The organism is Priestia sp. JV24 (assembly GCF_025910025.1).
Lineage (GTDB): Bacteria > Bacillota > Bacilli > Bacillales > Bacillaceae_H > Priestia > Priestia megaterium.
The window spans coordinates 168,593-183,474 of record NZ_JAPCIN010000012.1; the positions used below are offsets into that span (position 1 = coordinate 168,593).

The following is a 14,882-nucleotide window of genomic DNA, read 5'->3' on the forward strand; positions in this document are numbered from 1 at the left end:
GACGGGGTATATGGAAACGTTTAAAAAACTAAAAGATTTTTATTTGCCGTACCGAATGTACTTTTTTTATTCTGCTATTTGCTTGTTGTTTGTAACCTCCATCACTGTGATTTACCCTATTGTGCTGCAATATACGATTGATCATATTGTGTTAGGAAAACAATATCAGCTAGTCGATAATGTAGCATTTATTTTTATTGGGCTAATGATTGTCAAAGGAATCTTTACATATATTCAGCAATATTACGGCGACTTATTTGGAATTAAGTCCGTGTATACTCTTCGCAATAAACTTTACCGCAAACTTCAGTATTTACCGTTTTCTTACTATGACAATGCTAAAACAGGGGACTTGATGTCCAGATTGACAGCTGATGTAGAAGGATTTCGTTTTTTTCTATCTTTTGGATTCTCAGAATTAATTCGCTTCGTTATTTTACTTACTGCCAGCTTTTCCGTTATGTTCTATTACTCTATTTCACTCACTCTCGTCACGATCTGCCTGCTGCCTTTTTTGGGGGTAGCTGTTTATCGCTTTGATAAGCGCGTTCATCCAGCGTTTCGCTTAATTCGCCAATCGTTTGGGGAACTTAATACAAATGTTCAAGAAAATATAAGCGGCATACAAACGGTCAAGTCATTATCAAGAGAAAAATTTCAAACATCTAAATTTAACGAGTCCAACGGAGTTTATAAAAATCGAAACATTGAAACCGCGAATGTGTGGGCAACTTATTTCCCCTTAATGGAGTTTATAGGAAACTTATCTATTGTTGGTCTCCTTGCGTACGGAGGAGCGCTTGTTATGAACGGAAGCGTACGTCCGGGAGAGCTTGTTGCTTTCTTTAGCTTAACCTCTTATTTAATGTGGCCTATTATGAATCTAGGGTTTGTTATCAATATGTTTTCACAGTCTAAAGCTTCAGGTGAAAGGCTGCTAGAAATTTTAGAAGAAGAAGAAAAAGTCCATGAGCATGCCGGAAGTTTCTCTATTAATGGAACGGTCGAGTTTCAACATGTTAGCTTATCCTATCCAAACGAAGAAAAAAAGTCGCTTGAGAACATATCTTTTTCTGCTTCTAAAGGAAAAGTAGTAGGTTTAATCGGAGCAACTGGAGCCGGCAAAACAAGCTTAACCCAGCTGCTCACGAGGTTTTACGAACCGACTTCAGGACAAATCTTAGTTAACCATCGTCCGATTAAAGAGTATCCGCTTCCTGTTCTTCGAAAAGAAATTGGCTTTGTACTTCAAGAAACCTTTTTGTTCTCAAGCAGTATAGGAACCAACATTTCCTATGGCGTGCCGGGTATTTCTAGAGAAGACATTATTGATGCTGCAAAACGAGCGCAGGCGCATGAATTTATTATGGAGCTTCCGGATGGGTATGACACGATGCTGGGAGAGAGAGGACTGGGGTTATCAGGCGGACAAAAGCAGCGCATTGCAATTGCACGAGCGCTTATCTTAAACCCTAGCATCTTAGTATTAGATGATGCCACGAGTGCTGTTGATATGAAAACAGAAAGAGAAATTCAATTGGCTTTAAAAGAAGTGATGAAAAATCGTACTACGTTTATTATCGCACACCGCCTTTCTTCTTTGCGACATGCCGATGAAATCTTAGTCTTGCATGAAGGTCAAATAAAAGAGAGAGGAAGCCATAAAACGCTCATTCAAAAGGAAGGGATTTATAAAAATATTTATGACATTCAATATGAAAGCAATACGTCAGTGATGAACGTATAACAAGGGAGGAATAGAATGGAAGCCGGAAAAAATAAAGTTGTGCGAGAGCGCTTTTATTATCAAACAGATCAAATCATTGATAAGATGTTTAACTGGAAGCAAATGGCCCGCTTGTTTCGTTATCTTCATCCATATCGAAAAAACTTGCTTCCTTTCTCGTTTCTTATGGTCATTATCACAACGGTCATTAGACTCGCTATTCCTATTTTGATAGGTGTATATACGCTTGATCATGCTGTAAAAGATAAAAATAGCACGCTGCTCATGCAGTTAGTTTTCATAATCTTTAGCTTGTATGTACTATCTTATATTTCGAATATCTTTCGAATTAAATGGATGAACCAACTCGGGCAGCACGTTATATATGATTTAAGAAAACATTTATTTACGCATATTCAAGGGCTGTCGCACCGGTTTTTTGATACGCGTTCAGGAGGCTCTATTCTTGTAAGGATCATGAATGATATTAACTCTCTTCAAGATTTATTTACCAACGGGGTAGTTAACCTGTTTATGGACCTCTTATTGTTAGTTGGGATTGTAGTTATATTATTTTCTCTCAGTCCTGCTTTGACATGTGCTGTTTTAATCATTTTACCGATTATGTTTTTGATTTCCACAAAGCTGAGAAGAAGAATTCGTCGGTCGTGGCAAGTTGTTCGTATGAAGCAGTCAGTATTAAATTCACATTTAAATGAGAGTATTCAAGGCATTCGCGTCACTCAATCATTTGCTCAAGAACAAGAAAATATGCTGTTTTTTGAGCGCATAAACAGTGAAAATTACGAGAGCTGGAGACAAGCTACTCGAAAAAATGCCATGTTTCGACCGTTTGTAGAACTCACAAATGCTGTCGGAACGGCTATTTTAATTTGGTTCGGTGCTGTACTTATTCAAGATGAACGGCTAACAATTGGTATTTTTGTATCATTTGCTTTTTATCTTGGAATGTTTTGGGAACCGATTTCTCGTTTAGGGCAAGTGTATAATCAATTATTAATGGGAATGGCTTCATCCGAGCGTATTTTTGAATTTCTAGATAAAAAACCTCTCGTCGCAGATTTGGAAACCGCTACGTCTTTAGAGGATATGAAAGGAAAAGTTGAGTTCAAGCACGTCTCATTTTCCTATGATGGGAAGCGGAAAGCTTTAAACAACGTATCAATTGACATAAAAGAAGGCCAGACGGTTGCTTTAGTGGGGCATACTGGATCTGGAAAAACGTCCATTGCTAATTTAATCACACGTTTTTATGATGTAAACGAAGGGCAGATTTTAATTGATAATATGCCTATTCAAGATATTACGCTAGCGAGTTTACGAGCGCAAATTAGTATTGTGCTGCAAGAAACCTTTATTTTTTCAGGAACTATTATGGAAAACATTCGGTTTGGAAAACCGGATGCTACTGATGAGGAAGTGATTAAGGCCGCAGAAGCGGTAGGGGCTGCAGATTTTATAAAGCGTCTGAAAAAAGGCTATGATACGGAAGTAGAAGAGCGTGGAAACGTCTTATCCGTGGGAGAGCGTCAATTGATTTCATTTGCTCGAACGCTGTTGGCTAATCCTCGTATTATCATTTTAGATGAAGCGACAGCAAGCATCGATACAGAAACAGAAGTGAAGATTCAACAGGCGCTTAAAACGCTGTTAAAAAATAGAACGGCCATCATGATTGCTCATCGGTTATCTACTATACGAGAAGCAGATAAGATCATTGTATTAGATCATGGAAGCATTATTGAAACGGGGAATCACGGGGAACTAATGCAGCAAAAAGGCGTATATTATTACCTTGTTCAAACCCATGCTACAGCTTAAAAACAGAGGGAGCTGATCCTTCTGTTTTTCTATGAGTGTGAGAAATAGTAAAGAGATATAAGTGTTAACGGGAAAATGAGGTTGATACAAAAGAATTGTGGTAAAATAACGGTAGTTCAGATTTTTTCCTGTACATAATGGAGGAATTCAAATGAAAAAAGAATTTGCAGTCATCGGATTAGGTAGATTTGGAGGAAGTATTTGTAAAACATTAAGCGATCAAGGAATGGAAGTTCTGGCGATTGATATTGATGAAGAAAAGGTAAATGAGTATGCTAACGTTGCTTCCCATGCAGTAGTGGGCGATTCAATGGATGAAGGGGTTCTAAAAAGTTTAGGAATTCGTAATTTTGATCATGTTATCGTAGCTATTGGTGACAATATTCAGGCAAGTATTTTGACGACCCTTATTTTAAAAGAGCTGGGGGTTGAGAAAATAACGGTAAAAGCGCAAAATGATTATCATGCCAAAGTATTATCAAAAATTGGCGCTAATTTTATCGTGCATCCCGAACGAGATATGGGCCGAAGAATTGCCAATAACATGATTTCAAACAGCGTGCTAGATTATTTAGAGCTATCTGAAGAACACAGTATTGTCGAATTAGTAGCGAGCAAAAGAATGGCTGGCAATACGCTGATTGAGTTAGACATTCGTGCAAAATATGGCATTAACATTGTAGCCATTAAGCGTGATCGAGATATCATCGTTTCTCCTCAGGCGTCCGAAACGATTCAAGAAGGGGACGTGTTGATTGTTATTGGAGCAGATGCAGATATCAACCGCTTCGAAAATAAATTTGCCAGTGCTTAATAAAAAAAGAGCAGATGCAATTGCATCTGCTCTTTTTCTTTTATTAAACCTCCATAATGATTGGTAAAATCATTGGACGGCGCTTTGTTTTTTCGTAAAGGAATGGAGCCAATGTATCTGTGATTTCATTTTTAATTTCAGACCATTGTGACGTACGACGTTCCATCACTTTGTTCAAGTGTTTTGTAATGAGGGACTGTGCATCATTAATTAAGTCGCCAGATTCGCGCATATAAACAAAACCACGAGAGATAATGTCTGGACCAGCAGCGATCTTGAAGTCTTTCATATTGATGCTTACAACCACAATAACAAGACCTTCTTCAGATAAAATGCGGCGATCACGAAGTACGATATTTCCAATGTCACCAATTCCGCTTCCGTCAATATATACAGAGCCTGAAGGGATTTTGCCGGCTACTGAAGCTTCGCTGTCGCTTAAAGCTAGCACCTCTCCATTATCCATAATGAAGCAGTTTTCTTCAGGAACTCCACAGTCTGTTGCAAGTTTGATGTGCATCTTCTGCATGCGATACTCACCGTGAATTGGCATAAAGTATTTTGGTTTCATCAAACGAAGCATTAATTTTTGCTCTTCCTGTCCGCCGTGTCCAGAAGTATGGATATCGTTTAGAGCACCGTGAATAACCTCTGCTCCTGCACGGAATAGCATATCAATTGTTTTGCTAACACTTACTGTATTTCCTGGAATAGGTGAAGATGAGAATACAACCGTATCTCCAGGGATAATTTGAATTTGGCGGTGAGTACCGTTTGCAATTCTAGATAGCGCTGCCATCGGTTCACCTTGGCTGCCTGTACATAAAATAGTCACGCGGTTAGCTGGAATTCGGTTAATTTGAGAAGGCTCAATGAACGTATCTTTTGGACATGAAATATATCCAAGCTGTTGGCCAATCTCAATAGCTGCTTCCATACTGCGTCCGAATACAGCAACTTTACGGTTATGCAATACGGCTGCTTCCACTACTTGCTGTAAGCGGTGAATATTTGAAGCAAACGTTGCAAAAATAATACGGCCGTCTACTTTACGGAAAATGTCATGAATGCTGTCACCTACGCGGCGCTCAGACATCGTAAAGTTAGGAATTTCACTGTTTGTACTGTCTGAAAGCAAGCATAGAACGCCTTCTTTACCGATTTCAGCCATTTTTGTTAAGTTAGCCGGTTCGCCCACTGGTGTAAAATCAAACTTGAAATCTCCTGTATGTACGATTTGTCCGTTTGGTGTTTTTACCACAATTCCGTAAGAATCAGGAATACTGTGAGTTGTGCGGAAGAAAGTTACCGATGTTTTACGGAATTTAATTACGTCATCTTCAGTAATCTCATGAAGCTGAGCTGTACGAAGCAACCCATGCTCGTCTAATTTGTTGCGAAGAAGTCCAAGGGCTAATTTCCCTGCATAAATAGGAATGTTTAATTCTCTTAATAAGTAAGGAATTCCGCCGATGTGATCTTCATGACCATGTGTAACGAAAAGGCCACGGATTTTATCTGCATTTTTTACTAAATAACTGTAGTCAGGAATAACGTAGTCAATTCCTAAAAGCTCATCTTCAGGGAATTTAATTCCTGCATCAATAAGAATAATTTCATCTTGAAACTGTACGGCATACGTGTTTTTACCGATTTCGCCTAGTCCACCCAGGGCGAAAACTGCCGTTTGATTATTTTTTACAAATTTCATTTTCATCATATCTCCAATACTTTAAAATCTTCATGCTGTTGTTCATATTCTAGATAGTCTCCAGTCACTGCTTGAACAAACTCAATATTAATTGAACGCGCTTTTAACTTTTGACGAACGTCACGCTCAGAATCTGCGTTCACATACACTGTTTTTGTATTTTCACGTACAGCTACTTCACTCATTTTTTCTTGAAAATAAACTTTAAAAATCATAACAAAAATCTCTCCTTAATTCCGAAATTCAAATAACTTATTTTATTATATTATAAAATGTGTATGTATTTCATGTATTTTCTAAAGAAACTTGCTTTCACTACATTTTAGTCATCTAAATATAACAAGTCAATTAATTATAGAATAATATTAATAGGAAACGGATACAAGACTATATTTTCCGGGCGTATAAAAAATAAGGGCTATTCCATTGTACGATGCAGACACACACTCTGCAAATTTTACAACAGAAAGCCCTAAAAAAATCGATTATGCCATCGTTTTTTTACGCAATAATTCATTCCAGCGTTTTAGCAGCCTTTTTCGAAAATCTTTTAACATGATTTTTCAGCTCCTTTGTTTTTTACAATACCTGCCTGTCTCTCTCTGTACTTTTATTATATGATGAAAAGGGAGAGGTTTCTCGTGGTTAAATATGGAAAAACTGCAAATAGGACCGTCCATTTATAGAGAAACCAGCGCTTGTTTGATATAATTGGAAAGGCTTAACAAAGAGATAAAAAATTATAAAAAATAAGGTGATAAACGTGGAACGAAAGATTATTTTTTTTGATATTGATGGAACGTTATTGGATCATGATAAAAAACTGCCTGCTTCTACAAAAAAAGCTGTCCAGCTGTTAAAAGAACAGGGGCATGAAGTGGCAATTGCAACTGGAAGGGCTCCTTTTATGTTTAAAGATCTGCGTGAAGAGTTGGATATTCAAACATATATTAGCTTTAATGGTCAGTACATTGTTTTAAATGGAGAAGTTCTTTATAAAAACCCGTTAAATAAAGAAGAACTTCAAGATTTAACAGCTTTTGCTGTTGAGCATGATCACCCTGTCGTATACATGGATCATGAAGATATGAAATCAAACATTGAGTTTCATGACTATATCGAATCCAGCATCAGCACGCTGAAAATTGGATTTAACCACCCTCACCACGATCCTACTTATTTCGAAGGGCGTGAAATTTATCAATCCCTCTTATTCTGTACAGCGGGAGAAGAAGCTCCTTATGAAGAAAAATTTAAGAAATTTGACTTTATTCGCTGGCATGAATTTTCAACTGATGTTTTGCCAAAAGGTGGATCAAAAGCGCGAGGAATTGAGACCATGATTGAAAAGCTTGGCTTTGACAAAAAAGATGTATATGCATTCGGAGACGGCTTAAACGATATCGAAATGCTAGAATTTGTCGGAAATGGAGTAGCGATGGGAAATGCGGAAGAAGTCGTGAAAGAAGTTGCTAATCTTGTTACAAAAGATGTAGCAGAAGATGGTATTCTCCACGGATTAGAGCTAGTAGGATTATTAAAGTAAGAAAAACGCGAGCTCTAGCTCGCGTTTTTTAGCGTTCATATGGAAAAGCATTTTCAGGTTCTTGAAATGGATTTTCTTTATTAATGTAATCATAAAACATAATTCCGTCTAAATGATCAATTTCGTGCTGAAAGACAACAGCAGGAAGACCTTTCAAACGAATTTTCACTTCTTCGCCTTCAAGCGTTGTGCCTTTTACTGTGATACGTGCATATCGAGGAACAAATCCTGGGATATCTTGATCGACAGACAAGCAGCCTTCACCGCCTGTAAGGTATGTCTTTTCAACTGAGTGGCTAATGATCTTAGGGTTAAATAATGCATAGCTGTATAGCTTGCCTTTTTCATCCGTAACGTGTACCCCAATCATTCGTTTTGATACATTAATTTGAGGAGCGGCAAGCCCGATACCAGATCGCAGTCCATATTTAGCAGCAATTTCAGGATCTTGGCTGTTTTTTACATATTCTAATAAGCTATGTAAAATCTTTTTGTCTTCTTCAGAAGCAGGTAACGGTACTTCTTTTGCTACTTCTCGCAGCGTTGGGTGTCCGTCTTGAATAATATCGTTCATTGTAATCAACTTTCACATCTCCCTAGGCTATTTTATAGGTATAAAGTGTACCAAATCCGTATAAAAAAGTCATTACCTCGACCTTGACCACATAAATGTTTCTACTAATTATATGTATCAAACATATGGAAAAACATGCATAAGAAAAAATAAAAGCGACCGTTAGCCGCTTTTATTGTATAATTACCAGCCGCCACAGCTGCAGCCGATAATAACTAATAAAATGAACAGTACGATTAATAACACAAAACCTTTATTAGAACCGCCACAGCCATATCCACCATAACCCAACATAATGTAACCTCCCGTAGTTATCAATCCCAAGGTAAAAAGTAATAAACTCCCTTTTTTTCCCGATTGGGTTAGTATAATATATTAAAAGGTGGAAAAAGGGTGTAGATAAATTGCTAATTCCCTACAAAAATTGTATAATGACCCATGAATAAGGGAGGATTTACCAGATATGAAATGCATCGGAAGATATATAGTTATCGGCATTGCTGCTATGTCACTAGCAGGATGTGCAGAGGGCTCATCGCCTGAGCTTGAGGTATATAATGGACTAGAAAAAGTGGTAGCACAAGAAAAGCAATTTGCTGATCAGCAAAAACCGTTAGCTGATTTAGAACAGCAAGAAAATGCGATATACGACCAAATTATTGAGCTAGGGATTAAAGATAAAAAGAAAATAAAAAATAAAGCACAAAAAGCGCAGCAGTTATTAGATGAGCGTGAAAGTAAATTACAAAAAGAAGAAAAAAGCATCAGCGCTTCGCAAAAACAATTTGAAGCGACAGAGCCGAAGATCCAAAAACTAGAGGATGGCAAAGCAAAAGAAGAGGCGCTTGAACTATCTTCGTTAATGAAGAAGCGTTATAAGGCGTACCAGTCCTTACATGATGTCTATCTTCATTCCATTGAATTAGATCGTCAGCTATATAAGCTCTTTGAAAAAGACAATGTGAAATTAGAGAATCTTGAAACACAAATCGCTTCGATCAATGCTACTTATAAAGAAGTTGAAAAGAAAAAAGAAGCGTTTAACACATTAACAGCTGACTATAACAAAGCCAAAGAGGATTTTTATAACAAAACGAAGTTAAAGGTGAAAAATAGCGAGGATAAATAAGAAGGCCTGTGAAGTTTACAGGTCTTTTTTTGGCTGAAAAGGAAGGTTTTCTGAAATAAAGAAAGAGTTTCGACATGATTCACGTAAAAATTACAAAAGGTTATTGTTTTAAAAAATCGTTTATTTGTGGCAAGATAGGAGATGTGCAGACGTAAAAAAAGAAAAGGTTATTATAAAACATATAATACAGTTTGCATCTGTGTAATAGTACAGCATGTCTTTTTTATGTGTTTTATTTCACAAACTAAAAAAGCGTAATTTCTTGATGTAAATGCATTGACGAACTGTTTTAGTGTATTGTAAACTAGGTAGCGTAGTAAGTGTTGTATTAATCATTTTTGCAAAATAATTAATACAGTTTAACGAAACGTTCGTTTCGCTTAAACTTTCCTTTTACGTAAATGTTTGCACAGAATTCGCTGGGGAATACATAGAAATGTTAAGGATTAGCGAATTCAAAAAGCTACTCGACAAAATATGACTTTTACTTGTCCATTTGGGACATTCTAAAAGCGTGTATGTTTGTTTGATTAGTAAAATGAATTTATACGGCTTAAATGAAAGGAAGAGGTGACTTAGATGGCTGCTAAAACTAAAAAGGCTATTATTGATGTATCAAAGCAACTTGATAAAATCGCTGAGCAGTACCAAACGTTCCAAATTCTTAATGAAGAGGGCGAAGTAGTAAATAAATCAGCGTTGCCAGATTTATCTGACGAAAAATTAAAAGAGTTAATGACTCGCATGGTATACACTCGTATTCTTGATCAACGTTCAATTTCATTGAACCGTCAAGGTCGTTTAGGTTTCTATGCACCAACTGCTGGGCAAGAAGCTTCTCAAATCGCTTCACATTTCGCATTAGAAAAAGAAGACTTCATTTTACCTGGGTACCGTGATGTGCCTCAGTTAATTTGGCATGGTCTTCCACTATATCAAGCGTTCTTATTCTCTCGTGGTCATTTCCACGGTAACCAAGCGCCAGAAGGTGTAGATATACTTTCTCCACAAATCATCATCGGTGCACAAATCGTGCAAACTGCTGGTGTGGCACTAGGTCTTAAAAAGCGCGGTAAAAAAGCAGTAGCAATCACTTATACAGGTGACGGCGGAGCTTCACAAGGTGACTTCTACGAAGGTATGAACTTCGCAGGTGCATTCAAAGCTCCAGCAATCTTTGTTGTACAAAACAACCGCTTTGCAATTTCAACACCAGTTGAAAAGCAATCTGCAGCACGTACAATCGCTCAAAAAGCAGCGGCTGTTGGTATCCCAGGCGTTCAAGTAGACGGTATGGATGCACTAGCAGTATACGTTGCAGTAAGCGAAGCTCGTGAGCGTGCAGTAAACGGTGAAGGTCCAACTTTAATTGAAACATTAACTTACCGTTATGGTCCACATACAATGGCTGGTGACGATCCAACTCGTTATCGTACAGCTGAGCTTGACACTGAGTGGGAAAAGAAAGATCCACTTGTTCGCTTCCGTAAATTCTTAGAAGCTAAAGGCATCTGGAATGAAGAAGAAGAAAACAAAGTAATCGAGCAAGCTAAAGAAGATATCAAACAAGCTATTAAGAAGGCTGACGATTATCCAAAACAAAAAGTTACAGATTTAATGGAAATCATGTACGAAACTATGCCTTCAAACTTACAAGAGCAATATGAAATCTACAAAGAGAAGGAGTCGAAGTAAGCCATGGCGCAAATGACAATGATTCAAGCGATTACTGATGCGTTACGCACAGAAATGAAAAACGACGAAAACGTATTAGTTTTTGGTGAAGACGTTGGCGTAAACGGTGGAGTATTCCGTGCGACTGAAGGTCTTCAACAAGAATTCGGCGAAGATCGCGTATTCGATACGCCATTAGCTGAATCTGGTATCGGTGGTCTTGCTGTAGGTCTATCGACTCAAGGTTTCCGTCCGGTTCCTGAAATTCAATTCTTTGGTTTCGTATACGAAGTACTTGATTCTGTATCAGGTCAAGCTGCACGTATGCGCTACCGTTCTGGCGGTCGCTGGAATGCACCAATTACATTCCGTTCACCATTCGGTGGAGGCGTTCATACACCAGAACTTCACGCTGATAGCTTAGAAGGTATCGTAGCATCTCAACCTGGTTTAAAAGTTGTAATTCCTTCAACTCCATACGATGCAAAAGGTCTTTTAATTTCATCAATTCGTGATAACGATCCGGTTGTATACTTAGAGCACATGAAGCTTTACCGTTCATTCCGTCAAGAAGTACCTGAAGAATCATACACAATTGATTTAGGTACAGCTGATGTGAAACGTGAAGGTACAGACGTAACGCTTATCGCTTACGGTGCAATGGTACACTCATCATTAAAAGCAGCTGAAGAACTAGAAAAAGAAGGTATCTCTGCTGAAGTAGTGGACTTACGTACAGTTCAACCTTTAGATATCGATACAATTCTTGCATCAGTTGAAAAAACTGGTCGCGTAGTAGTAGTTCAAGAAGCTCAAAAACAAGCTGGTATCGCAGCTAACGTTGTAGCTGAAATTAACGATCGTGCAATCTTAAGCTTAGAAGCACCAGTATTACGTGTAACAGCACCGGATACTGTGTTCCCATTCTCTCAAGCTGAGGGCGTATGGTTACCAGACCACAAAGATATCGTTGAAACAGCTAAGAAAGTACTTGAATTTTAATTAGCATTTTACTGTGATAGAAATCAGCTTTGTGCTGATTTCTGTCTTAGATAAAATAAACACTAACAAATTGAACGCAACTAACTAGGAGGGTGAAGACACGTGGCATTTGAATTTAAACTGCCGGATATCGGTGAAGGTATCCACGAAGGTGAAATTGTAAAATGGTTCGTAAAAGCTGGAGATGAAATTGATGAGGATGATGTACTAGCAGAAGTACAAAATGACAAAGCTGTTGTTGAAATCCCATCTCCTGTAAAAGGTAAAGTATTAGAAGTAAAAGTTGACGAAGGTACAGTAGCTACTGTAGGACAAGTTATCGTTACTTTTGATGCTCCTGGATACGAAGACTTAAAATTCAAAGGTGACGATCATGATGATGCACCAGCAGAAGAAGCTAAAGAAGAAGCTTCAACTGAAGAAGTGACTGAAGAAGCAACAGCTCCTGCAGCACAAGCTGATGTTGATCCTAACCGTAAAGTAATTGCTATGCCTTCAGTGCGCAAATATGCTCGTGAAAAAGGTGTAGACATTAAAGCTGTTCCTGGTTCAGGTAAAAACGGACGTATTGTTAAAGATGACATCGATGGCTTCCTATCTGGTGGTTCTACAGCTACAGCAACTGCTGAAGCTCTAGCTAAAGAGGAAACTGCTTCAGCTGAACCAAAAGCAGCAGCAGCACAAGCTATTCCTGAAGGCGACCTACCAGAAACTCGCGAGAAAATGAGCGGTATCCGTCGTGCAATCGCAAAAGCTATGGTTAACTCTAAACACACTGCTCCACACGTAACATTAATGGATGAAATCGATGTAACAGCTCTTGTTGCTCATCGTAAAAAATTCAAAACAGTTGCAGCAGATCAAGGTATTAAATTAACATTCTTACCTTACGTGGTAAAAGCGTTAACTTCAGCACTTAAGAAGTTCCCAGCTCTTAACACTTCAATCGATGACTCTACTGATGAAGTAATTCAAAAACATTACTACAACATCGGTATCGCTGCTGACACTGAAAAAGGTCTTTTAGTACCAGTTGTGAAAAATGCTGATCGTAAATCTGTGTTCGAAATTTCTGATCAAATTAACGACCTTGCTGGAAAAGCACGTGATGGTAAATTAGCCCCTGCTGAAATGAAAGGCGCTTCTTGTACAATCACAAATATCGGTTCTGCTGGTGGACAATGGTTTACTCCTGTTATCAACCACCCAGAAGTTGCAATTCTAGGTATCGGACGTATCGCTGAAAAACCAGTTGTACGCGACGGTGAAATTGTAATTGCTCCAGTATTAGCATTATCACTAAGCTTTGACCACCGTATTATCGATGGCGCAACAGCTCAAAACGCTCTTAACCAAATCAAGCGTTTATTAAATGATCCAGAATTATTATTAATGGAGGCGTAATAAATGGTAGTAGGAGATTTCCCAATCGAAACTGATACTCTTGTCATTGGTGCTGGCCCTGGTGGCTACGTTGCAGCAATTCGTGCAGCTCAATTAGGTCAAAAAGTTACAATCGTAGAAAAAGGTAACCTTGGAGGCGTATGCTTAAACGTTGGTTGTATTCCTTCAAAAGCATTAATCGCTGCAGGTCACCGTTTTGAACACGCTAAACATTCTGAAGACATGGGGATTATCGCTGAGAACGTAACAGTTGATTTCTCTAAAGTTCAAGAATTCAAAAACGGCGTTGTAAACAAACTTACTGGCGGTGTTGAAGGCCTTCTTAAAGGTAACAAAGTTGACATCGTAAAAGGTGAAGCTTACTTCGTTGACAGCGAAACTGTACGTGTAATGGATGAAAATTCTGCACAAACGTACAAATTCAAAAATGCTATCCTTGCAACTGGTTCTCGCCCAATCGAGATCCCTGGATTCAAATTCTCTGAGCGCGTAATCAACTCTACAGGTGCATTAGCGCTTAAAGAAGTTCCTAAAAAATTAGTTGTAATCGGTGGAGGTTACATCGGTACTGAGCTTGGTACTGCTTTTGCTAACTTCGGTACAGAAGTTACATTTGTAGAAGCTGCTGATGAAATCTTAGCTGGTTTTGAAAAACAAATGAGTTCACTTGTTAAACGTAACCTTAAGAAAAAAGGAAACGTTGAAATTTATACAAAAGCAATGGCTAAAGGTGTTGAAGAAACTGCTGACGGCGTACAAGTTACGTTTGAAGTAGGCGGAGAGTCAAAAGTAATCGATGCTGACTACGTATTAGTTACTGTAGGTCGTCGTCCTAACACTGATGAGCTTGGTCTTGAGCAAGTTGGCGTTAAAATGACTGACCGTGGTCTTATCGAAATCGATAACCAAACTCGTACATCTGTAAGCAACATCTTTGCAATTGGTGATATCGTAACTGGACCTCCACTTGCACACAAAGCTTCTTACGAAGGTAAAATCGCAGCTGAAGTAATTGCTGGCGAACCTGCTGAAATTGACTACTTAGGAATTCCAGCAGTTGTATTCTCTGAGCCTGAGCTTGCATCTGTAGGTTATACTGAAGCACAAGCGAAAGAAGAAGGATTAGCTGTTAAAGCTTCTAAATTCCCATTTGCTGCTAACGGACGTGCACTTGCACTTAACGCTGCAGAAGGCTTCTTGAAGCTTATCACTCGTAAAGAAGACGGAGTAGTGGTTGGTGCTCAAATCGCTGGACCTAGCGCATCTGACATGATCGCTGAGCTTGGTCTTGCTATCGAAGCTGGCGTAACGGCTGAAGATATCGCATTAACAATTCACGCTCACCCAACATTAGGTGAAATCACAATGGAAGCTGCTGAAGTAGCTATTGGAAGCCCAATTCACATTGTAAAATAAATAATGGTTTAAAAAGCTGATGCGTACGCATCAGCTTTTTTTTT

The 14,882-nt window shown here is 38.5% G+C and carries 13 protein-coding genes; 9 read left to right on the top strand and 4 right to left on the bottom strand.

Annotated features, from left to right (window positions below; all coding sequences use genetic code 11):
- The first annotated feature begins 10 nt into the window (after positions 1-10).
- From OK414_RS06545 to OK414_RS06555, 3 genes are all read left to right on the top strand, one after another.
- Positions 11-1,747, top strand: coding sequence for an ABC transporter ATP-binding protein (locus OK414_RS06545; RefSeq protein ID WP_205662508.1), 1,737 nt, complete (start codon positions 11-13; stop codon positions 1,745-1,747).
- A gap of 15 nt (positions 1,748-1,762) precedes the next feature.
- On the top strand, positions 1,763-3,568 hold the full coding sequence (locus OK414_RS06550; RefSeq protein ID WP_263045430.1) for an ABC transporter ATP-binding protein: 1,806 nt from the start codon (positions 1,763-1,765) through the stop codon (positions 3,566-3,568).
- A gap of 151 nt (positions 3,569-3,719) precedes the next feature.
- A complete protein-coding gene (locus tag OK414_RS06555; protein WP_013056047.1) occupies positions 3,720-4,382 on the top strand; it encodes a potassium channel family protein in 663 nt (220 codons plus the stop codon).
- Positions 4,383-4,425: 43 nt separating this feature from the next.
- On the opposite strand, the gene rnjA is transcribed toward OK414_RS06555, so the two are convergent.
- Together rnjA and OK414_RS06565 are read right to left on the bottom strand one after the other, a co-directional pair.
- Entirely contained in the window at positions 4,426-6,093 is a 1,668-nt protein-coding gene (gene rnjA / locus OK414_RS06560) for a ribonuclease J1 (RefSeq protein ID WP_013056048.1), read from the bottom strand.
- Positions 6,094-6,098: 5 nt separating this feature from the next.
- A complete protein-coding gene (locus OK414_RS06565; RefSeq protein WP_013082289.1) occupies positions 6,099-6,308 on the bottom strand; it encodes a DNA-dependent RNA polymerase subunit epsilon in 210 nt (69 codons plus the stop codon).
- Between the two features lie 548 nt (positions 6,309-6,856).
- On the opposite strand from OK414_RS06565, the gene OK414_RS06570 reads away from it, so the two are divergent.
- Positions 6,857-7,639, top strand: a complete 783-nt coding sequence (locus OK414_RS06570; RefSeq protein WP_095379846.1) for a Cof-type HAD-IIB family hydrolase — start codon at positions 6,857-6,859, stop codon at positions 7,637-7,639.
- A 28-nt stretch (positions 7,640-7,667) separates the two neighbouring features.
- Here OK414_RS06570 and def read toward each other — a convergent pair whose 3' ends face one another.
- Both def and OK414_RS06580 read right to left on the bottom strand, forming a co-directional pair.
- Positions 7,668-8,222 (bottom strand): peptide deformylase, encoded by a 555-nt coding sequence (def, locus tag OK414_RS06575; protein WP_013056051.1) that lies wholly within the window; start codon positions 8,220-8,222, stop codon positions 7,668-7,670.
- 174 nt (positions 8,223-8,396) lie between these two features.
- Positions 8,397-8,507 carry a YjcZ family sporulation protein gene (locus OK414_RS06580; protein ID WP_016763434.1) on the bottom strand — a complete coding sequence of 37 codons (111 nt, stop codon included), beginning with the start codon at positions 8,505-8,507 and terminating at the stop codon, positions 8,397-8,399.
- A 169-nt stretch (positions 8,508-8,676) separates the two neighbouring features.
- Here OK414_RS06580 and OK414_RS06585 point away from each other — a divergent pair, with 169 nt between their 5' ends.
- From OK414_RS06585 to lpdA, 5 genes are all read left to right on the top strand, one after another.
- The gene (locus OK414_RS06585) at positions 8,677-9,342 is read left to right on the top strand and encodes a YkyA family protein (RefSeq protein ID WP_263045429.1); all 666 of its coding nucleotides are present in this window, start codon (positions 8,677-8,679) and stop codon (positions 9,340-9,342) included.
- Between the two features lie 579 nt (positions 9,343-9,921).
- Positions 9,922-11,037 carry a pyruvate dehydrogenase (acetyl-transferring) E1 component subunit alpha gene (gene pdhA, locus OK414_RS06590; RefSeq protein ID WP_013082293.1) on the top strand — a complete coding sequence of 372 codons (1,116 nt, stop codon included), beginning with the start codon at positions 9,922-9,924 and terminating at the stop codon, positions 11,035-11,037.
- 3 nt (positions 11,038-11,040) lie between these two features.
- On the top strand, positions 11,041-12,018 hold the full coding sequence (locus OK414_RS06595; RefSeq protein ID WP_013056055.1) for an alpha-ketoacid dehydrogenase subunit beta: 978 nt from the start codon (positions 11,041-11,043) through the stop codon (positions 12,016-12,018).
- Between the two features lie 102 nt (positions 12,019-12,120).
- Positions 12,121-13,422: a dihydrolipoamide acetyltransferase family protein gene (locus OK414_RS06600; RefSeq protein ID WP_263045428.1), complete on the top strand. Its 1,302-nt coding sequence runs from the start codon at positions 12,121-12,123 to the stop codon at positions 13,420-13,422.
- Positions 13,423-13,425: 3 nt separating this feature from the next.
- The gene (gene lpdA, locus OK414_RS06605) at positions 13,426-14,838 is read left to right on the top strand and encodes a dihydrolipoyl dehydrogenase (protein WP_013082295.1); all 1,413 of its coding nucleotides are present in this window, start codon (positions 13,426-13,428) and stop codon (positions 14,836-14,838) included.
- Positions 14,839-14,882 lie beyond the last annotated feature (44 nt).